Genomic DNA, 24266 nt, shown 5'->3' with positions numbered 1-24266 from the left:
CAGCAGAAGCGAGCAGGCAGAAGGGAGCGGGCAGAATCATTGCATGCCCTCACCCGCCTCCAAGCCGGTCGCCGCTGCCGCGCCAGGCGCCAAGTCAGCGCCGAAGAAGGCCATGGAGAAGCTGGGCCTGGTGCGCGACATCGACCTCGCGCTGCACCTGCCGCTGCGCTACGAAGACGAGACCAGGCTCACGCCGATCAGCGAGCTTCGCGACGGCCTCACGGCGCAGGTGGAAGGCGTGGTCACCGATTGCCAGATCCAGTTCCGCCCGCGGCGGCAGCTGGTCGTGAAGCTGAGCGACGGGACGGACGAGCTCTTCCTGCGCTTCCTGCACTTCTATCCCAACCACCAGAAGACGCTGGCCGCCGGCAACCGGGTGCGCGTGCGCGGCGAGGCGCGCGGGGGCTTCTTCGGGCTGGAGATGGTGCACCCCGGCTTCAAGGGCGTGGACGAGGACACGCCGCTCGCCACCGCGCTGACACCGGTCTACCCGACCAGCGCCACGCTGCCGCAGGCCTACCTGCGCAAGGCGGTCGCCTCAGGCCTGAAACGGGCCGACCTCTCGGAGCTGGTGCCGCCGGCGATGCTGCCGCGCGGCAGCTGGGCGCTGAAGGAGGCGCTGAACTTCCTGCACCACCCCGCCCCCGACGTGAGCCTGGCCACGCTCGAAGACAAGACACACCCGGCCTGGCAGCGGCTCAAGTTCGAGGAGCTGCTGGCGCAGCAGATCTCGCAGCTCGAAGCGAAGAACGAGCGCGCCCTGCAACGTGCACCGCGCTTCGCCGTCACCCGCGGCGGCCTGCAGGAAAAGCTGCTCGCCGCCCTGCCCTTCGCGCTGACGGGCGCGCAGCACCGCGTGGTTGAGGAGATCGCGCAGGACCTGCAGCGCGAGATCCCGATGCACCGGCTGCTGCAGGGCGACGTGGGCGCCGGCAAGACGGTGGTGGCCGCACTCGCCGCCGCGATCGCGATGCACAACGGCTGGCAGTGCGCGCTGATGGCGCCGACCGAGATCCTCGCCGAGCAGCACTTCCGCAAGCTGGTGCAGTGGCTGGAGCCATTGGGCATCCAGACCGCGTGGCTCACCGGCAGCCGAAAAGGCAAGGCACGCAAGGAGATGCTGGCGCGCGTGGCCTCGGGCGAGGCGCAGCTGGTGGTGGGCACGCACGCCGTCATCCAGGACGAGGTGCAGTTCGCAAAGCTCGGCCTGGCCATCATCGACGAGCAGCACCGCTTCGGCGTGGCACAGCGGCTGGCGCTGCGGGACAAGCTGCAGGCGCAAACGCTCGAGCCGCACCTCCTGATGATGAGCGCCACGCCCATCCCGCGCACGCTGGCGATGACGCTCTTCGCCGACCTCGACATCAGCACCATCGACGAGCTGCCGCCCGGCCGCACGCCCATCGTCACCAAGGTGTTCAGCGACGCGAAGCGCGACAACGTGATCGCCACCATCGCCGAGGAAGCGGCCCGCGGCAAGCAGGTCTACTGGGTCTGCCCGCTGATCGAAGAAAGCGAGAAGCTTGACCTGCAGAACGCCACCGCCACGCACGAGCAGCTGAGCGCGGCGCTGGCCGGCCTCCGCGTGGGCTTGCTGCACGGTCGCATGCCCGCCGCCGACAAGGCCGCGGTGATGGACCAGTTCAAGGCGGGCACGATGCAGGTGCTGGTGAGCACCACCGTGATCGAAGTGGGTGTCGATGTGCCCAACGCCAGCCTGATGGTGATCGAGCATGCCGAACGTTTCGGCCTCTCGCAGCTGCACCAGCTGCGCGGGCGGGTGGGCCGCGGCTCGATCGCGAGCGTGTGCGTGCTGCTCTACACCTCGCCCCTGTCGGACACCGGCAAGTCGCGGCTGAAGGCGATGGCCGAGACGCAGGACGGCTTCGAGATCGCCCGCCGCGACCTCGAGATCCGCGGGCCGGGCGAGTTCCTCGGCGCGCGCCAGTCGGGCGCGCCGCTGCTGCGCTTTGCCGACCTCAACGAAGACGCGCACCTCGTGCCCGCGGCCCGCGCCGCCGCCGAGCGCTGGCTCGCCTCGCAGCCCGAGCGGGCGCGCCAGCACGTCGTGCGCTGGCTGGGCAGCAAGGCTGAATACCTCAAGGCCTAGAGGGGCTTGTCCACGTCGATGTGACGTTGGTCCTTAGGCAAGCGGGCGCACGACGACTAGATTCCCGCTCGCGCCGCGATGCGCCTTGCATCGCGCCTTCTGGAGTACCGCATGAACCTCATCCAACGTGTGCAGGACATCCTGCTGCGCCCCGCCGCCACCTGGCCCGCCATCGAGCAGGAGACGGGCGACGTCGCATCGATCTACAAGAACTACGTGCTGATCCTCGCCGCGATCCCGGCGGTCGCCGGCTTCATCGGCATGACGCTCATCGGCGTCGGCGGCTTCGGCATGCACATCCGCATGCCCTTTGTCTGGGGCTTCACCAACATGGTGGTGAGCTATGCGCTCTCGCTCGTGATGGTGTTCGTGCTGGCGCTGATCGTCGATGCGCTCGCGCCCACGTTCAAGGGCCACAAGAACCAGTTCAACGCGTTGAAGCTCGTGGCCTATGCCATGACCGCTGCGTTCGTCGGCGGGATCTTCGCCTTGATCCCGTCGCTGTCGGTGCTCGGCCTGTTGGCTTCGCTCTATTCGATCTACCTCGTCTACACCGGGCTGCCGGTGCTGATGAAGTGCCCGCCCGACAAGGCGGCGGGGTACACCGCCGTGGTGGTGGTGTGCGGCATCGTCGCGGCCATCGTGATCGGAACGCTCTCGAGGGCGGTCACGCCCACGCCCCGACTCACCGGCCTGGGCACCCCGCACATCGAAGCCGCCCAGGGGCCGACCCGGTCGTGAGCGACCGGGTGGCGTCAGCCGCCGAAGTGCATCTGGTACTTCGCGCCGTCGGAGAAGAGGCAGGCACCGGTGCCCATGGTCGGGCCGGTGATCAGGTACTCGCACTGCACGTTGACCCCCTTGACGCCATAGGCGTTGGCGATGCCGCGGCGGCCGCTGAAGCTGCGCTGGGGGTTGGCGCCCAGCACCTCGGTGTGGATCCTGCCGAAGGCGGCATAACCGGCCTCGACGCGGGAGGCCTCTCCCTGCAGCGCATCGCCCTGGTAGCTGAGGGTGAAGGTGCCGCGGCCGGTGTGGTTGTCCATCACCACGGCGGTCAGCATGCCGCCCTTGTTGGCCTGAGGGTTGAGGGGGTACAGCCGTGCGCTCAGCACGGTGGGCTGGGGTGGCGCCGGTGAGGCCGGCGGGGTGATGATGGCGACGCTCGACGGCTGCGACCCCTCCCTCGCAGGCGGGTAGGGCTGGCCGGTGCGCGGGTCGATCGGCACCACGTAGCAGGCCGACAGGGTGGCAGCGGCCAGGGCGGCCACGGTGGCGGACACGAGAAAGCGCGGTTGACTCATACGGTTTTTCGAGGCGCGGCACATGCCGCGGCGGGAGAATCGGCGAAGCGCTTCCGTGCCTCAAGCGCGAAGTCATCCGGTATCGCATGGCGATGCCAAGGGGCGCATGACGCGGGACACCCGCTCCGTTATCCTGCGCAACATGACCCTCACCGAGCTTCGCTACATCGTGGCCGTCGCCAGAGAAAAGCACTTCGGCCGCGCCGCCGAAGCCTGCTTCGTGTCGCAGCCCACGCTCAGCGTGGCGATCAAGAAGCTGGAAGAAGAGCTCGACGTGAAGCTCTTCGAGCGCGGGGCCAACGAGGTGAGCGTGACGCCGCTGGGCGAAGAGATCGTGCGGCAGGCGCAGTCGGTCATCGAGCAGGCCGCGAGCATCAAGGAGATCGCCAAGCGCGGCAAGGACCCGGTCTCCGGCCCGCTGCGGCTGGGCGTCATCTACACCATCGGCCCCTATCTGTTGCCCGACCTGGTGAAGGCGGCGATCGAGCGTGTGCCGCAGATGCCCCTCGTGCTGCAGGAGAACTTCACCGTCAAGCTGCTCGACATGCTGCGCACCGGCGAGCTCGACTGCGCCATCATCGCCGAGCCCTTCCCGGATGCCGGGCTCGCCGTGGCGCCGCTCTACGACGAGCCGTTCATGGTGGCCGTGCCGGTGAACCACCCGCTCGCCAAGCGCCAGCAGATCGCCGCCGAAGAGCTGAAGAAGGAGACGATGCTGCTGCTCGGCACCGGCCACTGCTTCCGCGACCATGTGCTCGAGGTCTGCCCCGAGTACGCGCGCTTCTCGAGCAATGCAGAGGGCATCCGCAAGAGCTTCGAGGGCTCGTCGCTGGAGACCATCAAGTACATGGTGGCCTCGGGCATGGGCGTGACGGTGGTGCCGCAGCTCAGCGTGCCGAAAGACCCGCAGCCGCATGTGCACTACGTGCCCTTCAGCGAACCGGTGCCCACCCGCCGTGTGGTGCTCGCCTGGCGGCGCACCTTCACGCGCTACGAGGCCATCGCCGCACTGCGCAACGCCATCTACGCCTGCCCGCTGGAAGGCGTGCAGCGCGTGTCCTGAAACCTCTCCCCCCACCACCCTCACACCATGGCCAAGAAGAGCAAGACCCCCGCCCCCGCTGCCGCATCCGCCCCGCAGATCAACATCGGCATCAGCGAGAAAGACCGCAAGGCCATCGCCGACGGCCTCTCGAAGCTGCTCGCCGACACCTACACGCTCTACCTCACCACGCACAACTTCCACTGGAACGTGACGGGGCCGATGTTCAACACGCTGCACCAGATGTTCATGCTGCAGTACACCGAGCTGTGGAACGCGGTCGACCCGATCGCCGAGCGCATCCGCTCGCTGGGCCATGCGGCGCCGGGCTCGTATGGCCAGTTCGGCGCGCTCGCCTCGATCCAGGACGCCCCGGCCACGCCGCCCAAGGCGCTCGACATGGTGCGCATCCTCGTCACCGGCCATGAGGCCGTGGCGCGCACCGCGCGCGGCATCTTCCCGCTGGCCGACAAGGCGGGCGACGAGCCCACGGCCGACCTGCTGACGCAGCGCCTGACGGTGCACGAGCAGACGGCGTGGATGCTGCGCAGCCTGCTGGAGGAATGAGCGGCATGGCTGCCGCGGTGCCCGAAACGACGAGGGTGGCCATCGTCACCTTCGATGGGTTCAACGAGCTCGACTCGTTCATTGCGCTCGGCCTGCTCAACCGCCTACGGCCGCACGGCTTCACCGCCGAGATCACCGGCCCCGGGCTCAAGCTCACCTCGATGAACGGCGTGAGCGTCGACGTGCAGCAGCCGCTGGAGTTCGCCAACGAGGCCGAGGTGGTGCTCTTCGGCAGCGGCATCTACACCCGCGCCATCGCCGAGAACGCCGCGCTGATGGACCGCCTCACGCTCGACCCGCTGCGCCAGCTGATCGGCGCGCAGTGTTCGGGCACGCTGTTGCTCGCGCGCCTGGGCCTCATCGGCAACATGCCGGCCTGCACCGACCTCACCACCAAGCCCTGGGTGGTGCAGGCGGGCGTGCGCGTGGTCGACGAGCCCTTCCACGCGCGCGGGCCCGTCGCCACGGCCGGCGGCTGCATGGCCTCGCAATACCTCGCGACCTGGGTCATGCTGCTGCGCGCGGGCCGGCAGGCCACCGAACAGGCGCTGCACTACGTCGCGCCCGTCGGTGAGAAAGAGGCCTACGTGCAGAAGCTGATCGGCGTGGTGCAGCCCTTCGTCGCCGAGCCGCTGCGGCCCGATGCGCCCTAGCCCCCTAGAACACGCGTTCCCCCTAGAACCGCGTGATCCCCCTAAGACACACGAGTCTTGGCGGTTAGGAACTTCCTAGACTGACTTCACCGTGCCCTGCCGCGAAGGTGGTGCCGGTGAACCAGCCCCAGGGAGACTCCATGACCACCTTCACCCCTTCATTGGCCGGCCTGCTGTCGGTCGTCGCCATCACTGCGGCCCAGGCCCAGGTGGTGATCAAGCAACCGCCCAGCTTCACGCCCCTACCCGCCGAGCTCGTCGGCGTGAGCCCGAGCGACCCGAGGCTCACGCCGGTCCAGCGCGACAACGTGCTGCGCTTCCAGATCGTCGACAAGCTCGACCTGCTCGACCGCGACTTCACGCAGCGGGTGTGCCTGCCCTCGCCGCCCACCTCGCCGGCCGACATCGACCCGCACCGCTCGCTGATGGTCCACGACGTGTCGACGCTGACGTCGCGCGACTTCTCGCTCAGGCGCACGATGGACCAGCTCGCTTCGCAGGTGGTGGCGCAGGTGCCGGGCACCACGGCCGCGTCGATCTTCCGCCAGTTCTGGGACACGCAGAACCCTGCGGCCCAGGCCCTCGCCACCGGCCCGCGCTGCAGCGACGCCGGCGGCACGCTCAACGGGCTGCCGCACGCCTGCCGGCCGCGCAATTCGTCGGAAGAAGGCCGAGAAGCCGTCGGCACCGACGCGCAGATCAACGCCCGCATGAGCGGCTCCTTCGACAGCTTCAGCGGCTATGTGCCGCTTGCGCTCGTCAACCGCCTCGACCTCGCGCACGAAGGCTGGCGCAACTGCGGCGAGTACCGCATCGTCTACGGCGAGCTGCAGGCCTTGCCCAACGCGCGCAACCTCATCATCTTCGAAGGCGTGCTGCCCAACCCCACGCCAGGCTGCCGCAGCGGCTGCAAGCCGGTGATGCAGATGTGGAAGTCGCTGTCGGCCATGAACTCGGCCACCGACCGCGCCGCCAAGCTCGAGGAGTTCTTCTACACCGGCCTGCCCGGCTTCCGGCCGGTGGTGCATGTGGACCACTACAGCAGCAAGGGCGTGACCGGCACCTACGGCGGCTCGGGCAGCGGGCAGATCCGCACCAACCAGTTCGTGCAGACGACGCGCTGGATGCTCAAGGAATTCAAGACCGTGCTCAACTGCAGCAGCACGCCGTGCAAGTTCGAGATCGTGCCGATCCCGGTCAAGGTCAACCCGTGGGGCACGCTGTGGAACGAGGACGTCGCCAACACGGCCAACCCCTTGAGCCTGACGGCACAGGCCTTCCAGACGAGCGTGCTCGGGCAGACCGCCCTGCTCGGCGACCCGACGCTCATGCGCATCGGCTATTCCGTCTCGCCGACGCACAACGCGCCGCAGAGCTTCTCGCAGGCGCCCATCGCACCACCCTTCAACACCATGCCCTCCTCGCAGGCGCCGTTCGACGTGTGGCATGACCAGTACCTGGCGCAGTTCAACGCCGCGGGAGGGTCGACCAACACCTTCCGCACCGGGCTCCAGTCGGAAGCTGCGCTGCAAGGCCTGACGGCCACGCAGATCCTCAAGCGCGCCACCACGCAGACCTGTGCCGGCTGCCACCAGCCCGACAACTTCGGCCTGCGCCTCGCCAACGCGATCGGCCCGGCCGTCACACCGACTGGCACCACCGTCACCAGCTGGCCGAATTCGCTGGGCAATTTCGTGCACGTGGAGACCCAGCCCGCGGCCCTGGTCGAGCTGTCGAACCCTGCCTTCGCGAGCAACCTGGGTCACGCGCTCTCGCCGGCCCTGCACGACGTCTTCCTGCCCGATCGACGCAATTTCCTGGTCGACCAGCTGAACGCGATCACCTGCCCGTGCACCCACCGATTCACGACCCTCACGGCCGAGATGCGCGAGCCCGCCTTCAAGCGGCAGGACGGGGTGCTGGCGCAGCTCGTGCCGCAGGCGAGCGCATGGCAGCGCCTCCTCGCGGAGCGCCTGGCGAGCACACGCCCGCTGACGCTCGCGGAGTCGCTGAAGCTTGATGCGCAGCGGGCATCGATCAGCGCGCAGCAGGAGAAATCATTGGCCGAGATGCGGCGGGCGCTGGGCATGCCCCCGATCGCCATCGGGCCCAGCCCGCAGCCAGTGACACGCGACGTGACGCAAGAGCCGGCGCGGCGCACGACCTCGGGGTCGTTCCGCACCCACTGAGGGTCCCGCCGGTGATGCCGTCGTTACTGCGGCGGCGTGACCGACCAGCGGCGCTGCACTTCGCCGGCGCCGTTGACGCTCTCCAGGTGGACGCCAAAGCCCCACAGGCGCGCCACATGCTTGAGCACTTCGTTCGCGCCTTCGTGCAGGGGCCGGTCGTTGTGCTGCGCGTGGCGCAGCGTGAGCGAACGGTCGCCGCGCAGGTTCACGTTCCACACCTGGATGTTGGGCTCACGCGCGCCCAGGTCGTACTGGTGCGACAGCGCCTCACGCACGCGGCGGTAGCCGCTCTCGTCGTGGATGGCCGAGACCTCGAGCTCTTCTTCCTTCTCGTCGTCGTTGATGGCGAAGAAGCGGAACTCGCGCATCAGGTTGGGCGACAGGTACTGGCCGACGAAGCTCTCGTCCTTGAAGTTGCGCATCGCGTGGTCGAGCGTTTCCAGCCAGTCCTTGCCCGCGATGTCGGGGAACCAGTGGCGGTCTTCGTCGGTCGGGTTCTCGCAGATGCGCTTGATGTCGGTGTACATCGCGAAGCCCAGCGCATAGGGGTTGATGCCGCTGTAGTGCCGGTCGGTCACCTTGGGCTGGTACACGACGTTGGTGTGCGACTTCAGCCACTCGATCATCATGCCGTCGGACAGGTGGCCGTCGTCGTACATGGTGTTGAGCAGCTTGTGGTGCCAGAAGGTGGCCCAGCCCTCGTTCATCACCTGCGTCTGGCGCTGCGGGTAGAAGTACTGCGCGATTTTGCGCACGATGCGCACGATCTCGCGCTGCCAGGGCTCGAGCAGCGGGGCGTTCTTCTCGATGAAGTACAGCAAGTTCTCCTGCGGCTCTTCGGGGAAGCGCTTGGCCTGCGCCTCTTCGGCCGTCTTCTCGGCCTTCCTGGGCAGCGTGCGCCACATCTCGTTGACCTGCTGCTGCGCATAGGCCTCGCGGTCCTTGCGGTCGGCCAGCTCCTGCGCGAGCGACTTGCGGCTCGGGCGGCGATAGCGGTCGACGCCGTGGTTCATCAGCGCGTGGCAGCTGTCGAGCAGCTCTTCCACCGCATCGAGTCCGTGGCGCTCCTCGCATTCGGCGACGTAGTTCTTCGCGTAGACCAGGTAGTCGATGATCGACGCCGCATCGGTCCACATGCGGAAGAGGTAGTTGCCCTTGAAGAAGCTGTTGTGGCCGTAGGCGGCGTGTGCGATCACGAGGGCCTGCATGGCCATCGTGTTCTCTTCCATCAGGTAGCTGATGCAAGGGTTGCTGTTGATGACGATCTCGTAGGCGAGGCCCATGTGGCCGCGCTTGTAGTTCTTCTCGGTGGAGATGAACTCCTTGCCGTAGCTCCAGTGGCGGTAGTTGACCGGCATGCCCACCGACGCATACGCATCCATCATCTGCTCGGCGGTGATGATCTCGAGCTGGTTGGGGTAGGTGTCGAGGCCGTAGCGCGCGGCGGTGGCCTTGATGACCTCGTGGTACTGCTCGATCAGCTCGAACGACCAGTCGCTCGGCGAAGGCAGCGGCTCGTGGGTGCGCTTGGGCGCGACGAGATCGCTCGCCCGGCGGCGCGGCGACACCGACCACTGCTCCTTGCGACGTTCCTCACCCCACGGGGCATCGATCGGACTGCTCATGTGGCGGCCCCCTCCTTCTTGAACAACTGACGGAAGACGGGATAGATCTGCGAGGCCTCGGTCACCTTGCGGATGGCGAAGTCCTTCGCATCGGCCGCGAGCGTCGCGTACTCGTCCCACAGGTTCTGTTCTTCCTCGGCCACCTGCACGTAGGCGAAGTACCGGCACAGCGGCAGGATGTTGTTGGCGAGCAGCTCGCGGCAGCGGCCGCTGTCGTGGTGCCAGTTGTCGCCGTCGCTCGCCTGCGCGCCGTAGATGTTCCACTCGCTGGTGGGGTAGCGGGCCTTGGCGATCTCTTCCATCAGCACCAGCGCGCTCGACACCACGGTGCCGCCGGTCTCGGTGGAGTGGAAGAAGTTGTGCTCGTCGACTTCCTGCGCCTGCGTGTGGTGGCGGATGAAGACGATGTCGATCTTCTCGTAGTGCCGGGTCAGGAAGAGGTACAGCAGGATGAAGAAGCGTTTCGCCAGGTCCTTGCGCGCTTCGTCCATCGAGCCCGAGACGTCCATCAAGCAGAACATCACCGCCTTGCTGGTCGGCACCGGCACGCGCACGCGGCTGCGGTAGCGCAGGTCGATCGGGTCGAGGTAGGGGATGCGCGCGAGGCGTGCCCTGAGCGCTTCGATCCTTTCCTTCAGCTCGGCCACCTTGGCATCGAAGCCGGGCTTGGCCTTCAGCTCCTCGAGCTCGGCTTCGAGCTCCTTCAGCTCGCGGCGCGACTCGTTGCCGAGCGCAATGCGCCGGCCGATGGCGCCGCGCATGGAGCGCACCACATGCAGGTTGTTGGGCGTGCCGTCGCTGCTGTAGCCCGCGCGGTGCGTCTTGTACTCGGGCGTCTCGGCGAGCACGGTGCGCGTGAGGTTGGGCAGGGCCAGGTCGTCGAAGAAGACCTGCATGAACTCTTCCTTGCTGAGGTGGAAGACGAAGTCGTCGTCCCCCTCGCCGGAGTCGCTCGCCTGCCCGCCGCCGCCTCCACCGCCGCCGCCTTTCGGCCGCTCGATGCGGTCGCCGCGCACGTAGTCCTTGTTGCCGGGGTGGACCATCTCGCGCTTGCCGCCCTGGCCATGGCCGAACACCGGCTCGGCGATGTCGCGCTTGGGGATGTGGATGTCTTCCCCTTGCGCGAGATCGCGGATGCCCCGTCCATCGACCGCGCGCTTGACCGCCTCGCGGATCTGCTCCTTGTGACGGCGCAGGAAGCGCTCACGGTTGCCGATGGACTTGTTCTTCCCAGCGAGCCGTCTGTCGATGATCTGCTGGAGCATGCTGGCCTTTCCGGAGCTAGCCAATCAGGGACCTCGCTGTCAGGAGCTCTTGCGAACCCGGAGATACCACTCGCACAGCAGGCGCACCTGCTTCGGCGTGTAGCCCTTCGCGACCATGCGGGTGACGAAGTCCTCGTGCTTCTTGGCTTCGTCGGCACTCGCCTTGGCGTTGAAGCTGATGACCGGCAGCAGCTCCTCGGTGTTCGAGAACATCTTCTTCTCGATCACCGTGCGCAGCTTCTCGTAGCTCGTCCACAGCGGGTTGTTGCCCGAGTTGTTGGCCCGCGCCCGCAGCACGAAGTTGACGATCTCGTTGCGGAAGTCCTTCGGGTTGCTGATGCCGGCCGGCTTCTCGATCTTCTCGAGCTCGGCGTTCAGCGACGCGCGGTCGAAGACTTCGCCGGTGTCGGTGTCGCGGTACTCGTGGTCCTGGATCCAGTAGTCGGCGTAGGTGACGTAGCGGTCGAAGATGTTCTGGCCGTACTCGCTGTAGCTCTCGAGGTACGCAGTCTGGATCTCCTTGCCGATGAACTCGGCGTACTTGACCGCCAGGTGTTCCTTGATGAACGCCAGGTACTTCTGCTCCGTCTCGGCCGGGAACTGCTCGCGCTCGATCTGCTGCTCGAGCACATACATCAGGTGCACCGGGTTCGCGGCGACTTCAGTCGAATCGAAGTTGAAGACCTTGGAGAGGATCTTGAACGCGAAGCGCGTCGAGATGCCGCTCATGCCTTCGTCGACACCGGCGTAGTCGCGGTACTCCTGGAAGCTCTTCGCGCGCGGGTCGGTGTCCTTCAGGTTCTCACCGTCGTACACCAGCATCTTGGAATAGAGGCTGGAGTTCTCAGGCTCCTTCAGGCGCGTGAGCACGGCGAACTGGCTCATCATCTTGAGCGTGCCCGGCGCGCAGGTCGCCTGCGAGAGCGACGAGCCGCGCAGCAGCTTCTCGTAGATGCGCACTTCCTCGCTCACGCGCAGGCAGTACGGCACCTTCACGATGTAGATGCGGTCGAGGAAGGCCTCGTTGTTCTTGTTGTTGCGGAAGGTCTTCCATTCGCTCTCGTTCGAGTGCGCCAGCACCACGCCATCGAACGGGATCGCGCCGAAACCTTCAGTGCCCTTGTAGTTGCCTTCCTGAGTGGCAGTGAGCAAGGGGTGCAGCACCTTGATCGGTGCCTTGAACATTTCGACGAATTCCAGCAGGCCCTGGTTGGCGAGGCACAGGCCGCCGGAGTAGCTGTAGGCATCGGGGTCGTCTTGCGCGTAGGTCTCGAGCTTGCGGATGTCGACCTTGCCCACCAGCGATGAGATGTCCTGGTTGTTCTCGTCACCCGGCTCGGTCTTGGCGATGCCGACCTGCTTGAGCACCGAGGGGTAGCGCTTCACGACCTTGAACTTGCGGATGTCGCCGCCGTATTCCTCGAGCCGCTTCACGGCCCAGGGCGACAGGATGCGGTTCAGGTAGCGACGCGGAATGCCGTATTCCTTCTCGAGGATCGGCCCGTCTTCAGTCAAATCGAAGAGGCCGAGCGGCGACTCGTTCACCGGCGACCCCTTGATCGCGTAGAAGGGCACCTCCTGCATCAGCGCCTTCAGGCGCTCGGCGATCGACGACTTGCCGCCGCCCACCGGGCCCAGCAGATAGAGGATCTGCTTCTTTTCTTCCAGGCCCTGCGCGGCATGCCGGAAGTACGACACGACCTGCTCGATCGCGTCTTCCATGCCGTAAAACTCGGCAAAGGCCGGGTAGATCTTGATGACCTTGTTGGCAAAGAGACGCGACAGCCGCGGGTCGTTTCGCGTGTCGATGGTCTGGGGCTCACCGATGGCCTTGAGCATGCGCTCGGCAGCGGTGGCATACGCAATCGGGTTGCGCTTGCACTCGTTGAGGTACTCCTCGAGTGAGAGTTCCTCTTCACGCGTGCGCTCGTATCGCGCGGCGAAATGGCTGATCACATCCATGCTGACCTCCTGGTTCAGGAAGACACCACCGAGGGGCCACCTCGGTGACGTCTGGGGAAGTTCTGATGAAACCCGCTTCAAGGCTCCATCAGAGCTTTCCTGTTCGTCAGCCTCGAACTGTCTCGAGCCTTGCGATCAAGCTTGATTCATTGTGTGCACAACCATGTGTCGAGAAGAAGCGAAATATCACCGCAGTTCAAGCTTTGCAAGGAGTGTGCCGTTGCCGCCCCTCGCACTTCATCAATGAAAACACTTCCTTCTCACACAGAGCGTCCTGCGACATTCAGAGTTCCTCATGGATTCCGACGTCAACCGGCCTCGCCGCCCCCAAGATACGCCTAAGCGTCGGAAAGCCCAAGCTTTTGAAGCAGGCCGTTGAGTTCGTCCAACGAACCGAACTGGATGGCCACTTCGCCTTGCTCGCCGCGCTTGGTGCGCTTCTTCACACGGATCTCGACCTGCGCCGTCAGGGCATCCGACAGCTCTTCCTCGATGCGTGAAATATCGCGTGATTTCTCTTTCGCGATGCGCAGCAGGGGCTTTTGGCGCGTCGATGCGGTCTTGGCCACGAGCTTCTCCGCCTCGCGCACACTGAGTTTCTTGCCGACGACTTCGGCGGCCACCAGTATTTGTTGCGCGCCGTCGAGCGGCAGCAATGCGCGCGCATGGCCCATGTCGATGTCACCGGCCATCAGCATCTGCTGCACCGGCTCGGCCAGGTTCAGCAAACGCAGAAGGTTGCTCGCGGCGCTTCTGGAGCGACCGACCGCCTGCGCAGCCTGCTCGTGCGTGAGCTGGAATTCGTTGACAAGGCGGGCGATGCCTTGTGCTTCTTCGAGCGGGTTGAGGTCTTCGCGCTGGATGTTCTCGATCAGCGCCATCGCGGCGGCGGCCTCGTCGGGCACGTCCTTCACGAGCACCGGCACGTCGTCGAGACCGGCGAGCTTGGCAGCGCGCGTGCGGCGTTCGCCCGCGATGATTTCGTAACGGCCCTCGCCCACCGGCCGCACCAGGATGGGCTGCATGATGCCCTGCGCCTTGATGCTCTCGGCCAGCTCGTAGAGCGAGCCTTCGTCCATGCGCGTGCGCGGCTGGTACTTGCCGGGCTGCAGCAGCGACAGCTTCAGGTTGCGCGGGGCGCCTTCGTTGGCGGGCGCAGGGGTGTCGCTGACTTTCGGGCCGAGCAGCGCTTCGAGGCCCAGGCCTAAGCCCTTGGGTTTCTTGGTGACCATGGGCGCATTCTGTCCGATCGACAGGGGTGGCCCGTCGTGGCCACGCTCAGGTGCGCGCCAGCAGGGCGTTCAGGATCTCGCGCCCCTGCGGCCAGTCGGCCAGGCCCGATTCGCCGTTGATGTGGCCACGCTCGCCCACCGAGACCAGCTCGCTGCCCCACTGCGCGGCCATCTCGGCGGCGCGCACGGGTGCGCAATACGGGTCGTCGCTGCTGACGACGGCCGTGCTCGGAAATGGAAGACGCGCCCGCACGATGGGCCGCCACGGCGCGAGTTGCGGCGGCATGTCATCGCGCTCCACGTCGGGCGGCGCTACGAGCAGGGCCGCGACCACACGGCCGGTGTGCCGCGAATGCGCTGCCCAGGCCGCCACCAGCTGGCAGCCCAGGCTGTGGGCCACCAGCACCGCGGGCCTGTCGTCCTGCAGCAGCACCTCCTCCAGCCGCGCCATCCAGTCACCGCGCTTGGGCCATTGCCAGTCGTCCTGCGTGACACGGCGGTCACCGTGCTGCTGCTCCCACCGCGATTGCCAATGCGCCGCGTCGGAGTCGAGCCAGCCGGGCAGCAACAGCACGCGCAATGCCGACGTGGGCGAAGCGGGCAAGGGGTTGGGTTGGCGTGTCGTCATGCGGGTGCCGTATCCTGCGGTTTTCGCGAATCAGAGGTGATGAAGATGAAGTACAAGGTGTTCGTCGACGGCCAGGAAGGAACCACCGGCCTGCGCATCAACGAGTATCTGGCGAACCGCAGCGACATCGACGTGCTGCGCATCGCGCCCGAGCGCCGCAAGGACACCGACGAACGCGCTCGCCTGCTCAACGCGGCCGACATCGCCTTCCTCTGCCTGCCCGACGCGGCCGCGAAGGAAGCGGTGGCGCTGGTCAACAACCCCCGCACCTGCATCATCGATGCGAGCACCGCGCACCGCGTGGCGCCGGACTGGGTGTTCGGCCTGCCGGAGCTGGCACCCGACCAGCGCGATCGCATCCGCGCCGCCAAGCGCATCTCCAATCCCGGCTGCCACTCCACCGCTTTCATCCTCTTGCTGCGCCCGCTGGTCGATGCGGGCTTGGTGGCGCCAACGCTCCCGGTCAGTGCAACCTCGATCACCGGCTACTCCGGCGGCGGCAAGAAGATGATCGAGCAGTACGAAGCCGGCGGCGACCCGAAGCTCGACGCGCCCCGCCCTTATGGCCTCACGCTGCAGCACAAGCACGTGCCCGAGATGTCGGCCCACACCGGCCTCAAGACGCCGCCGATCTTCCAGCCGATCGTCGGAAGCTTCCTCAAGGGTTTGGCGGTGAGTGTGCCCTTGCATCTGTCGCAACTCAAGCCGGGCACCACGCCGGAGGCGCTGCACAAGGGCTTGGCCGATCGCTACGCCGGTGAGCGCTTCGTGCGTGTGAAACCGCTGCGCGACGCCGCCACGCTCGAGTCGGGCTTCTTCGACGTGCAGGCCAACAACGACACCAACAACGTCGACATCTTCGTGTTCGCCAACGACAGCCAGGCGATCCTGATGTGCCGCATCGACAACCTGGGCAAGGGGGCGAGCGGCGCGGCGGTGCAGTCGATGAACGTGCACCTGGGTGTCGACGAGACGCTCGGCCTGGTCTGACGGTTCAGATGCGGCGCGTCCGGTAGTGGTAGGCGTAGCCGTCGGCGAAACCCAGGCGGTGGTAGATGGCCCGCGCCGCGTGGTTGTCATGCTCGACCTGCAGGTAGGCGTGCCGCGCCCCGCGTGAGCGGGCGTGCGCGAGCATGTGCAGGCACAAGCGGCTGGCGCAGCCGCGGCCACGGGCCTCGGGCGCGGTGAAGACGTCGTAGAGCCCGACCAGGTCGCTTTCTATCGCGTACTGGCCGCACGCCAGCACCTCGCCCTGCTCTCGCAATTCGAAGGCGGTGAACGGGACGGGCGAGTGCAGCAGCCGCTCGGCATGCGCCTGGCGCTGCGAAAGCGGCGAGCCCCGCAAGGCGCCGACCCGCTGTGCAAAGGGGTCGAGGCCGATGTTGTGGGCCGACCAGCCCGCCGGCCAGTCGACCGCCGGCAGGGCGTCGAGTGAATCCAGCACCATCACCCGCGTGTCGTCGATCGTGTGCAACCCCATCTCGGCCAGGGTGTCGTCGAGGTGGGCCGGACGGGTGAACGGGGTGATGCGCACCACCAGCGGCAAGCCGGCCTGGGCGTACACCTCCTCGCACTGGGCCAGGCGCGTCGCCACGCTCAGGCGGCCGTCGGCCACCGCGTTGATGCAGCGCGCCCGCTTCGCCTTGCCGGCGGAGAAACGCACCAGCCAGCCGTCGACCCAGCGCTGCTGCGGCGGCGCACTCGCGTTCAGGCCCGCGTCTTCCACCCGCGACAGCAACTGGCTGTCGAAGCGCGGGTTGAGGTCGGGGACCGGCAGTTGCATCGGCGGGGTCAGAGCGACTTGATGCGCTTGACCATTTCCTCGGCGAACTCGATGAAGGACTGGGCGCCCTTGGAGACCGGGTCGAACACGACGCCGGGCAAGCCGTAGCTGGGCGCCTCGGCCAGGCGCACGTTGCGCGGGATCACGGTGTTGAAGACCTTGTCGCCGAAGTGCGCCTTGAGCTGCTCGCTCACTTGCTGCTGCAGCGTGATGCGCGGGTCGAACATCACCCGCAGCAGGCCGATGATCTGCAGGTCGGGGTTGAGGTTGGCGTGCACCTGCTTGATGGTGTTGACCAGGTCGCTCAGGCCTTCGAGCGCGAAGTACTCGCATTGCATCGGCACGATCACGCCGTGGGCGCTGCACAGGCCGTTGAGCGTCAGCAGGCTCAGGGAGGGTGGGCAGTCGATCAGCACGAAGTCGTAGTCGGCACGGGCAGCTTCGATCGCTGCCTTCAGGCGCTTGTCACGCCGTTCCAGCTCGACGAGCTCGACCTCGGCGCCGGCCAGCTCGCGGTTGGCACCCAGCACGTCGTAGCCCACCTTCTCGCTGCGCTGGCGGGCTTCGGCGATGGAGGCCGATTCGAGCAGCACGTCGTAGACGCTGAGCTTGAGCGCCCGCTTGTCCACGCCCGAGCCCATGGTGGCATTGCCCTGCGGATCGAGGTCGACCACCAGCACACGCTGGCCGATCCTGGCGAGGCCGGCGGCGAGGTTGACGGTGGTGGTCGTCTTGCCGACGCCGCCTTTCTGGTTGGCAACACAAAAGATTCGGGTCATGACCGATCCGGTGGGTGGGAGAAGAATGCGGCTCACGGCGCCGCAAGACGGATGCCGAAGCCGACCAGGAACAGGCCGGCGATGCGCTCGAGCCCCCTTGCCAACCGCTTGTGCGCCTTGACCTGCTGCGTCACCAGCCCGGCAAACGCACACAGGGCCAGGCAGTAGACCAGGGTGATGAGCGCGATCGTCACCGCCATCGCGGCAAAGGTGACGGCACCCTGGTGCGTGGCCGGGTTGATGAAGAGCGGGAAGAAGGCCATGTAGAACACGATGGCCTTGGGGTTCAACAAGGTGATGAAGAACGCCTGGCGCAGGTAGTGGCGCGGCGCGATGTGGATGGGCAACGCCCCAGCCTCCTTCGCGAAGATCAGGCGCAGGCCGATCCAGGCCAGGTACAGCGCGCCGCCGTACTGAATCGCCTTGAACGCCAGCGGGTGGGCCGCGAGCAAGGCGGCCACGCCGGCCACCGCCGCCCACAGCAGCACCTGGTCGCCCACGATCAGGCCGAACGTGGCGGCCGCGCCGGCCCGGAAGCCGCCCTTCGCCGTCGAGGTGAGCAACGCGAAGGTGCCCGGTCCTGGCAGGGCGAGAAACACCAAGATGGAGACGCAGTAGGTGCCGAAATCGGAAATGCCAAAGACTGTCATGCCCACCTCACGCCGCGGTGGCCCGACGCAGCCAGACCAGGCAGCGCTCGGCATCGAGGCCGGGCACCGTCAGTTGTTCCACGTGAAACACTGCCCACTCTGGCGGCAATGCGGCGATCTCGTCGTCAGGCGTTTTGCCTTTGAGCGCCATCCACACGCCCTGCTCACCCACCAGGTGCCGCGTCAGCCGTGTGAAGTCCACCAGTGAAGCAAAGGCTCGTGAGGTGACCACATCAAACGGCGGCAGGCGCAGGTCTTCCACTCGGGCATGCACCGCACCCAGGTTCGGCAGTTTCAGCTCGACGCCCACCTGCCGGATGAAGATCGCCTTCTTGCCCACCGAATCGACACAGGTCACTTCCAGCTGCGGCTCCAGGATGGCCAGCACGACGCCGGGCAAGCCACCGCCACTGCCGACGTCGAGGATGCGGGCGGCACGCCCGCCCAGGTGGCGGCGCAAGGGTGGCAGCACGGCCAGGCTGTCGAGCAGGTGGTGGGTCAGCATTTCGGCCGGCTGGCGCACGGCGGTCAGGTTGTAGACCCCGTTCCACTTCTGCATCAGCGCCAGGTAGCCGAGCAAGGCCTGGCCTTGGGCGTCGTTCAGCGCCACACCTAGGGTGTCGGCGCCTTTCAGGAGCGCATCGCGCAACGACCCTTGGGCTGCTTCAGGCGGCATTGCGACCCGACGCTTCGTTGGCCGCAAAGCCCTTGAATCGGCCCTTCTTCAGGTGGATCAGCAGCAGCGAAATGGTGGCGGGGGTGATGCCCGAGATGCGGGAGGCCTGACCGAGCGTCTCCGGCCGGTGGAGCGCGAGCTTCTGGCGCGCCTCGAAACTGATGGCGGTGACCTGGGCGTAGTCCAGTTCCGCCGGCAGCCGCAGGCCTTCGTAGTGCGCAGTGCGCTCCACTTCTTCGACCTGCTTGTCGATGTAGCCCGCGTACTTGATGCTGATCTCGGCCTGCTCGATCACCGCGTCGGCCAGTTCGGCACCTAACTCCTGGCGCAGTGTTTCACGTGAAACACCGGCTTCAGGTTTGGCAACGGCCGCCACTTCCGTGACCGCGTTGAAGTCGACGCCTGGACGTCGCAAGAGGTCGGCCAGGTTGTACTCGCGCTCAATCGACTTGCCGAGCCAACGCTCGGCCACCTCGGTGGGCAGTGATCCTGGATGCACCCAGGTCGAGCGCAGGCGCTCGGTCTCACGGGCGATGGCGTCACGCTTGCGGTTGAACGCCGCCCAGCGCTCGTCGTCGACCAGACCCAGCTCACGCCCGACCTCGGTCAGCCGAAGGTCGGCGTTGTCTTCACGCAGCTGCAGGCGGAACTCGGCCCGGCTGGTGAACATCCGGTACGGCTCGGTCACGCCCTTGGTGATGAGGTCATCGACGAGAACGCCGAGGTAGGCCTGGTCGCGACGCGGCGTCCAGGCCTCGCGGCCTTGCACTTGGCGGGCGGCGTTGATGCCGGCGAACAGGCCCTGGGCCGCCGCCTCCTCATAGCCGGTCGTCCCGTTGATCTGGCCGGCGAAGAACAGGCCCTGGATCACCTTGGTCTCGAAGCTCGCCTTCAGCCCGCGAGGATCGAAGTAGTCGTACTCGATGGCATAGCCGGGGCGCAGGATGTGCGCCTTTTCCAGCCCGCGCATGGAGCGCACGGCCGCCAGCTGCACGTCGAACGGCAGGCTGGTGCTGATGCCGTTCGGGTAGAACTCATGCGTGGTCAGGCCTTCGGGCTCCAGGAAGATCTGGTGCGAGTCCTTGTCGGCGAAGCGGTTGACCTTGTCCTCGATGCTCGGGCAGTAGCGCGGCCCCACCCCTTCGATCACGCCGGTGAACATCGGGCTGCGGTCGAAACCCGACTTGATGATCTCGTGCGTGCGCTCGTTGGTGTGGGTGATCCAGCACGGCACCTGACGCGGGTGCTGCGACACATGGCCCATGAAGCTGAACACGGGCACCGGGTCGAGGTCGCCGGGCTGCTCGGTCAACACCGAAAAGTCGATGGTGCGGCCATCGAGCCGGGGAGGCGTGCCGGTCTTCAGCCGGCCCTGCGGCAGCTTCAGCTCCTTGAGTCGCGCCGACAGCGACACCGCCGGCGGGTCCCCCGCCCGGCCACCCGCGTGGTTCTGCAAGCCGACGTGGATCTTGCCGTCGAGGAAGGTGCCGGCCGTCAGCACCACCGCCCTAGCCCGAAAGCGAATGCCAACTTGTGTCACAGCCCCCACCACCCGGTCGCCCTCGACCATCAGGTCGTCGACCGCTTGCTGGAAGAGGGTCAGGTTCGGCTGGTTCTCCAGCCGGCGTCGGATGGCCGCCTTGTAGAGGATGCGGTCCGCCTGCGCGCGGGTCGCCCGCACCGCCGGCCCCTTGGATCCGTTGAGGATGCGGAACTGGACGCCCGATTCGTCGGTGGCCGCGGCCATCGCGCCGCCCAGCGCGTCGACTTCCTTCACCAGGTGGCCCTTGCCGATGCCGCCGATCGACGGGTTGCAGCTCATCTGCCCAAGCGTCTCGATGTTGTGCGTGAGCAGCAGCGTGCTCACGCCCATGCGCGCGGCCGCCAGCGCGGCTTCGGTGCCGGCATGGCCGCCGCCGACGACGATCACGTCGAATTCATGGGGATACAACATGGGGGCTCCGGGAGAGGGGCACGGGGTTCATGACGGAACACGCCCGCGCAGGCAGGGCGTGAATTTTAGGTGGGCGAGCCTTGTGCGTCACGGCTCGGCCCGCAAGCCCCGCCCCTGCCGTGGCGCCCCTGCCAAATAATCGGCGCATGAACTGCCGACCCGGCTGCGGCGCCTGCTGCATCGCGCCCTCGATCTCCTCGCCGATCCCTGGCATGCCGCTCGTCAACGGCATCAGCAAGCCGGCCGGCGTGCGCTGCCTGCACCTCACGGCCGACAACGCCTGCGCCATCTTCGGCCAAGCGGACCGGCCGGCCGTCTGCAGCTCGCTGCAGCCCTCCTCCGAAATGTGCGGCGACACCCGCGAGCAGGCCCTGCGCTGGCTCGGCCACATCGAGCAGCTCACCTCACCCTGAGCGGCCAGCGCCTCACATCGGCTCCAGCAGCCCCTGCCACAAGGGTGAGAGCCTGAACTTCTCGGCCTCCGTCAGGCCCTCGCTCAGCAGCAGGCATTCGCGGTGAAACGCCCGCAGCCGCTGGCGCAGTTCGCTCTCGGCCAGCATGAGCTCCAGCCGCTCGCCCGGCGGCAGGTGGGCGGTGAGCGCTTCTTCGCCCCACAGCCCGAGCGCATTCCACGCCACGCGCAGGCGCTCCAGGCGGTGCAGCGCGTCGGCCACCACCTCGGTGATCTGTGAGGTGCGGCGCTGTTCGTTCAGCTCCTTGGCCAGCTGGTGGGCCGACGCCATGTGCTCGTCGATCTCCGCCAGCTGCACGGCCAGCGTGGCTGCGGCGGGCTGGTCGTCGAGCGCAAAGTCTTCGCGGGCATCGTTCGCCGCTTCGCAGACAAACGCCGACCACGTGGGGTCGAACTCGCCGGGCACCACACGTAACGCGAAACTTGCACGGGTCAGCGGCGCATGCGGGTCGCTCGCGCTGCCGAGCGTCACCTCCACCACCGAGAGCACCCGCCCGAGCGTCGACAAGGCGTCGGGCCCGAGCCGCGCGGGGTAGCCCGAGCGGTCGAGTCGCTCGTGGTGCTCGGCGATGCCCCGTCCCAGGGCCTTGGGGTAGTCCGTCAAGCCGTCCAGCAGCATCTGCGCCACCCGCGGGTGCACCACCAGGTGCTTGTGCCCGACGAGGTCGAGCGCGTGCGTGTAGTCGAGGAACGCGGGGTTGATGTAGATCTCGCCGATGTCGTGCAGCAAGCCCCCGAGCATCGCGAGCCGCACTTCGAGCGACGAGGCCTGCCGGCTCGCCATCATCGCGCCCGCCAGTGCCATGCCGGTGACGGCATGGACCAGCGCCTGCGGCCGCGCCGCCGCGGCGGTGGTGAGCAGCAGCTGCGCCACCGCGTGCAGCGGGATCTGCTTCAGCTGCGCCACCAGCACCTGACCGTGCGCCCGCAGCGCCGGTGCGAGCGGGTGCTGCGACTCGAGCAGCGCCTGCAGGTCGTGCATCAAGCGGAACGGGGTGATGCCGTCTTCCGCCAGCAGGCAAGCCTCGACCGGCTTCTTGAGCCGCCGCTCGAGCAACCGCTGCTGCAGGGCCGCCGACACCGGCTGGCCCTGCGCCCACAGCTTCACGCCGCGGCTGTCGACGATGTCCTGCGACGCGACGATCGCGTACATCTCCGCCGCCTGCGTCATGGCCGCCAGCGCATGCGGGTTGGGCTCACTCCCCGGTGAGAGAGACAGGTGCATGAGCGATGACGAAGAAGTTAGCGCCCCGCACCGACGGTGCGGAGCTCTTGAGCCACGTGCCCATCCTTCAGCACGATCACGCGCGACGCCGAGGCGATGGTCTCGGGCCGGTGCGCCACGATCACGCGCGTGAGGTCGAGCTGGCGCACCGCCTGGTTGACCAGGCGTTCGCGGTCCACGTCGAGCGCGCTGGTCGCTTCGTCGAGGAACAGGATCTGGGGTCGCTTGTAGAGCGCGCGGGCGAGCAGGATGCGCTGCTTCTGCCCGCCGGAGATGCTGGCCCCCATGTCGCCGATGAGCGTGTGAAAGCCCATGGGCATGGCTTCAATCTCGTCGTGCACGGCGGCCAACCGCGCGCACTGCGCGACCCACGCCGGGTCGGCATGGGCGTCGAAGAAGCTGATGTTGTCGGTGATGCTGCCGGCGAAGAGCTGGTCTTCCTGCATCACGGTGCCGACCTTGTCGCGGAAGTTGCGCAGGCCCAGCTGGCGCAGCGGCACGCCGCCCACCAGCACCTCGCCCACCTGCGGCTCGTGGATGCCGAGCAACACCTTCAGAAGCGTCGTCTTGCCGCAGCCCGAGGGACCCGAGATCGCCACCGACTCGCCCGGCTCGATGGTGAAGCTCACGTCCTTCAGCACCTCGGGCTCGTTGTCGGAGTAGCGGAAGCTGACGTTGCGCAGCTCCAGCCGCGCCGGCGTTTCGTCGCGTTCGCGTGCCGGCACATCCGGCTCGGCCTCGGGCGCGGTGAGCACGATGTCGGCCAGGCGCTCGCCTTCGAGCTTGAGCATCTTGAGCTCGACCACCTTGTCGATCAGGCCGCTCACCCGCGTCGAAAACGTCTCGCGGTAGGCGAAGAACGCGAACAGCATGCCGACCGAGAAGCGCTGGTCCATCACCAGCAGCGCGCCGACCCAGATCACCGCGATGCGCTCCAGCCCGAACACCAGCTTGTGCAGCACGCCGAACAGCAGGTCGAGCTTGCGCGTGGCGATGTTGGCGTTCATCGCGTCGACCACCTTGTTCATGAACTCGGCGTGGCGGTCTTCCTGTCGATTGAAGAGCTTGATGCTCTGCACGCCGCGCAGCGACTCCAGGAAGTGCGTCGAGCGCTTGGCCGTGTGCACGATCTCCTCTTCGGTCGCTTCGCGCAGCGGGCGGAAGAAGGCCCAGCGCAGGAGCGCGTAGATCGCCACGCTGCCGGCCGCGATGGCGGCGAGCGTCACGCTGTAGACGCACATCACCACAAACGTCAGCACCACCAGCAGGCCGTCGAGCACGGCTTCGATGAAGCTCGTGGTCAGCGTCTCCTGCATCTTCTGGATGGCCCCGAAGCGCGACATGATGTCGCCGGTGTGGCGCTTTTCGAACCAGCTCACCGGCAGCCGCATCAGGTGCGCGAACACGTTGCCCAGCCACTGCAGGTTGAGCGTGGACGAGAGGTACAGCACCGCCCACGAGCGGATCGCCCCCGTCGCCACCTGGATCAACACCAGCAGGCCGAAGCCCAGGCCCAGCGTGAGCAGCAGGTCGCGGTCGGCACTGACCAGCACGCCGTCGACCACCCACTGCATGAAGAACGGCGACAGCAGCATGAAGGCTTCGAGCGCCAGCGCCAGCACGAAGATCTGGCCCAGCGAGCGGCGCAGGCCCGACACGTGGCCCATCATCTGCCGCATGCTGATCGACTGCCGGTCTTCCTTCGGCTTGAAATCAGGCGCGGGCGACAGCTCCAGCACGATGCCGGTGAAATGCTGGCCGACTTCGGACAGCCGCAGGCGGCGCACACCCTGCCCCGGGTCGTGGATCACGGCCACGTCACCGCGGAGCTCGGTCAGCACCACGAAGTGGTTCAGGTCCCAATGCAGCACGCAGGGCAGCGCCAGTTGTGGCAGGTGCTCCATCTCGGCGCGCAGCGGCCTCGGGCTCAGCTGCATGCGCCCGGCCATGCGCACCAGGTCGGCCATCGTGGCCCCCTTGAGCGACAACGAGAAGCGCTTGCGCAAGGTCGGCAGGTCGGTGCGCAACCCATGCTGCGCCGCGACCATCACCAAGCAAGCGAGGCCGCATTCAGCGGCCTCGGTTTGCAGGATCATCGGGACGCGACGAGCGCCCCAACCGAGGTGGAGTGCGTCCAGCATCAATACAAG

21 protein-coding genes are annotated in these 24266 nt (G+C 67.1%); 8 read left to right on the top strand and 13 right to left on the bottom strand.

Annotation, left to right across the window (positions count from 1 at the left end; genetic code table 11):
• The first annotated feature begins 43 nt into the window (after positions 1 to 43).
• Together recG and JI745_RS15720 are read left to right on the top strand one after the other, a co-directional pair.
• Positions 44 to 2110 carry an ATP-dependent DNA helicase RecG gene (recG, locus tag JI745_RS15725; RefSeq protein ID WP_236675008.1) on the top strand — a complete coding sequence of 689 codons (2067 nt, stop codon included), beginning with the start codon at positions 44 to 46 and terminating at the stop codon, positions 2108 to 2110.
• 111 nt (positions 2111 to 2221) lie between these two features.
• Positions 2222 to 2851 (top strand): Yip1 family protein, encoded by a 630-nt coding sequence (locus JI745_RS15720; protein ID WP_201808665.1) that lies wholly within the window; start codon positions 2222 to 2224, stop codon positions 2849 to 2851.
• Between the two features lie 14 nt (positions 2852 to 2865).
• Here JI745_RS15720 and JI745_RS15715 read toward each other — a convergent pair whose 3' ends face one another.
• A complete protein-coding gene (locus JI745_RS15715) occupies positions 2866 to 3414 on the bottom strand; it encodes a hypothetical protein (RefSeq protein ID WP_201808663.1) in 549 nt (182 codons plus the stop codon).
• A gap of 142 nt (positions 3415 to 3556) precedes the next feature.
• Between JI745_RS15715 and JI745_RS15710 the strand changes: the two genes are divergently transcribed.
• From JI745_RS15710 to JI745_RS15695, 4 genes are all read left to right on the top strand, one after another.
• Complete coding sequence (locus tag JI745_RS15710; RefSeq protein WP_201812590.1) at positions 3557 to 4477, top strand: LysR substrate-binding domain-containing protein; 921 nt, start codon at positions 3557 to 3559, stop codon at positions 4475 to 4477.
• Between the two features lie 27 nt (positions 4478 to 4504).
• Entirely contained in the window at positions 4505 to 5023 is a 519-nt protein-coding gene (locus JI745_RS15705) for a Dps family protein (RefSeq protein ID WP_201808661.1), read from the top strand.
• Between the two features lie 5 nt (positions 5024 to 5028).
• Positions 5029 to 5676 carry a DJ-1/PfpI family protein gene (locus JI745_RS15700; RefSeq protein WP_201808659.1) on the top strand — a complete coding sequence of 216 codons (648 nt, stop codon included), beginning with the start codon at positions 5029 to 5031 and terminating at the stop codon, positions 5674 to 5676.
• A 140-nt stretch (positions 5677 to 5816) separates the two neighbouring features.
• Positions 5817 to 7865, top strand: coding sequence for a hypothetical protein (locus JI745_RS15695; protein ID WP_201808652.1), 2049 nt, complete (start codon positions 5817 to 5819; stop codon positions 7863 to 7865).
• 23 nt (positions 7866 to 7888) lie between these two features.
• Here JI745_RS15695 and JI745_RS15690 read toward each other — a convergent pair whose 3' ends face one another.
• The 5 genes from JI745_RS15690 to JI745_RS15670 form a co-directional block, all read right to left on the bottom strand.
• Positions 7889 to 9490 (bottom strand): SpoVR family protein, encoded by a 1602-nt coding sequence (locus tag JI745_RS15690; RefSeq protein WP_201808650.1) that lies wholly within the window; start codon positions 9488 to 9490, stop codon positions 7889 to 7891.
• Positions 9487 to 10755: a YeaH/YhbH family protein gene (locus JI745_RS15685; protein ID WP_201808644.1), complete on the bottom strand. Its 1269-nt coding sequence runs from the start codon at positions 10753 to 10755 to the stop codon at positions 9487 to 9489. The genes JI745_RS15690 and JI745_RS15685 overlap by 4 nt, the downstream gene beginning before the upstream one ends.
• A 39-nt stretch (positions 10756 to 10794) precedes the next feature.
• Positions 10795 to 12717: a PrkA family serine protein kinase gene (locus JI745_RS15680; RefSeq protein WP_201808642.1), complete on the bottom strand. Its 1923-nt coding sequence runs from the start codon at positions 12715 to 12717 to the stop codon at positions 10795 to 10797.
• A 338-nt stretch (positions 12718 to 13055) separates the two neighbouring features.
• Positions 13056 to 13949, bottom strand: a complete 894-nt coding sequence (locus JI745_RS15675) for a ParB/RepB/Spo0J family partition protein (RefSeq protein WP_201808634.1) — start codon at positions 13947 to 13949, stop codon at positions 13056 to 13058.
• Between the two features lie 46 nt (positions 13950 to 13995).
• Positions 13996 to 14577 (bottom strand): alpha/beta hydrolase, encoded by a 582-nt coding sequence (locus JI745_RS15670; protein ID WP_201808628.1) that lies wholly within the window; start codon positions 14575 to 14577, stop codon positions 13996 to 13998.
• Between the two features lie 45 nt (positions 14578 to 14622).
• Between JI745_RS15670 and argC the strand changes: the two genes are divergently transcribed.
• The gene (gene argC / locus JI745_RS15665; RefSeq protein WP_201812589.1) at positions 14623 to 15567 is read left to right on the top strand and encodes an N-acetyl-gamma-glutamyl-phosphate reductase; all 945 of its coding nucleotides are present in this window, start codon (positions 14623 to 14625) and stop codon (positions 15565 to 15567) included.
• Positions 15568 to 15571: 4 nt separating this feature from the next.
• On the opposite strand, the gene JI745_RS15660 is transcribed toward argC, so the two are convergent.
• The 5 genes from JI745_RS15660 to mnmG are packed head-to-tail and all read right to left on the bottom strand — an operon-like array spanning position 15572 to position 20419.
• Positions 15572 to 16360, bottom strand: a complete 789-nt coding sequence (locus tag JI745_RS15660; RefSeq protein ID WP_201808626.1) for a GNAT family N-acetyltransferase — start codon at positions 16358 to 16360, stop codon at positions 15572 to 15574.
• Between the two features lie 8 nt (positions 16361 to 16368).
• A complete protein-coding gene (locus JI745_RS15655; protein WP_201808624.1) occupies positions 16369 to 17139 on the bottom strand; it encodes a ParA family protein in 771 nt (256 codons plus the stop codon).
• 32 nt (positions 17140 to 17171) lie between these two features.
• A complete protein-coding gene (locus JI745_RS15650; RefSeq protein ID WP_201808622.1) occupies positions 17172 to 17789 on the bottom strand; it encodes a LysE family transporter in 618 nt (205 codons plus the stop codon).
• Between the two features lie 7 nt (positions 17790 to 17796).
• The gene (gene rsmG, locus JI745_RS15645) at positions 17797 to 18465 is read right to left on the bottom strand and encodes a 16S rRNA (guanine(527)-N(7))-methyltransferase RsmG (RefSeq protein ID WP_201808614.1); all 669 of its coding nucleotides are present in this window, start codon (positions 18463 to 18465) and stop codon (positions 17797 to 17799) included.
• Positions 18455 to 20419 (bottom strand): tRNA uridine-5-carboxymethylaminomethyl(34) synthesis enzyme MnmG, encoded by a 1965-nt coding sequence (mnmG, locus tag JI745_RS15640; RefSeq protein WP_201808612.1) that lies wholly within the window; start codon positions 20417 to 20419, stop codon positions 18455 to 18457. The genes rsmG and mnmG overlap by 11 nt, the downstream gene beginning before the upstream one ends.
• A 146-nt stretch (positions 20420 to 20565) precedes the next feature.
• Between mnmG and JI745_RS15635 the strand changes: the two genes are divergently transcribed.
• Complete coding sequence (locus JI745_RS15635) at positions 20566 to 20832, top strand: YkgJ family cysteine cluster protein (protein WP_201808610.1); 267 nt, start codon at positions 20566 to 20568, stop codon at positions 20830 to 20832.
• 12 nt (positions 20833 to 20844) lie between these two features.
• Here JI745_RS15635 and JI745_RS15630 read toward each other — a convergent pair whose 3' ends face one another.
• Together JI745_RS15630 and JI745_RS15625 are read right to left on the bottom strand one after the other, a co-directional pair.
• Positions 20845 to 22116 carry an HD-GYP domain-containing protein gene (locus JI745_RS15630; protein ID WP_201808608.1) on the bottom strand — a complete coding sequence of 424 codons (1272 nt, stop codon included), beginning with the start codon at positions 22114 to 22116 and terminating at the stop codon, positions 20845 to 20847.
• A gap of 17 nt (positions 22117 to 22133) precedes the next feature.
• Positions 22134 to 24212 (bottom strand): peptidase domain-containing ABC transporter, encoded by a 2079-nt coding sequence (locus tag JI745_RS15625; protein WP_236675007.1) that lies wholly within the window; start codon positions 24210 to 24212, stop codon positions 22134 to 22136.
• Positions 24213 to 24266 lie beyond the last annotated feature (54 nt).

The organism is Piscinibacter sp. HJYY11 (assembly GCF_016735515.1).
Lineage (GTDB): Bacteria > Pseudomonadota > Gammaproteobacteria > Burkholderiales > Burkholderiaceae_C > Rhizobacter.
Note: the sequence above shows the minus strand (reverse complement) of the source record. Positions and strands in the feature narration are given on the sequence as shown.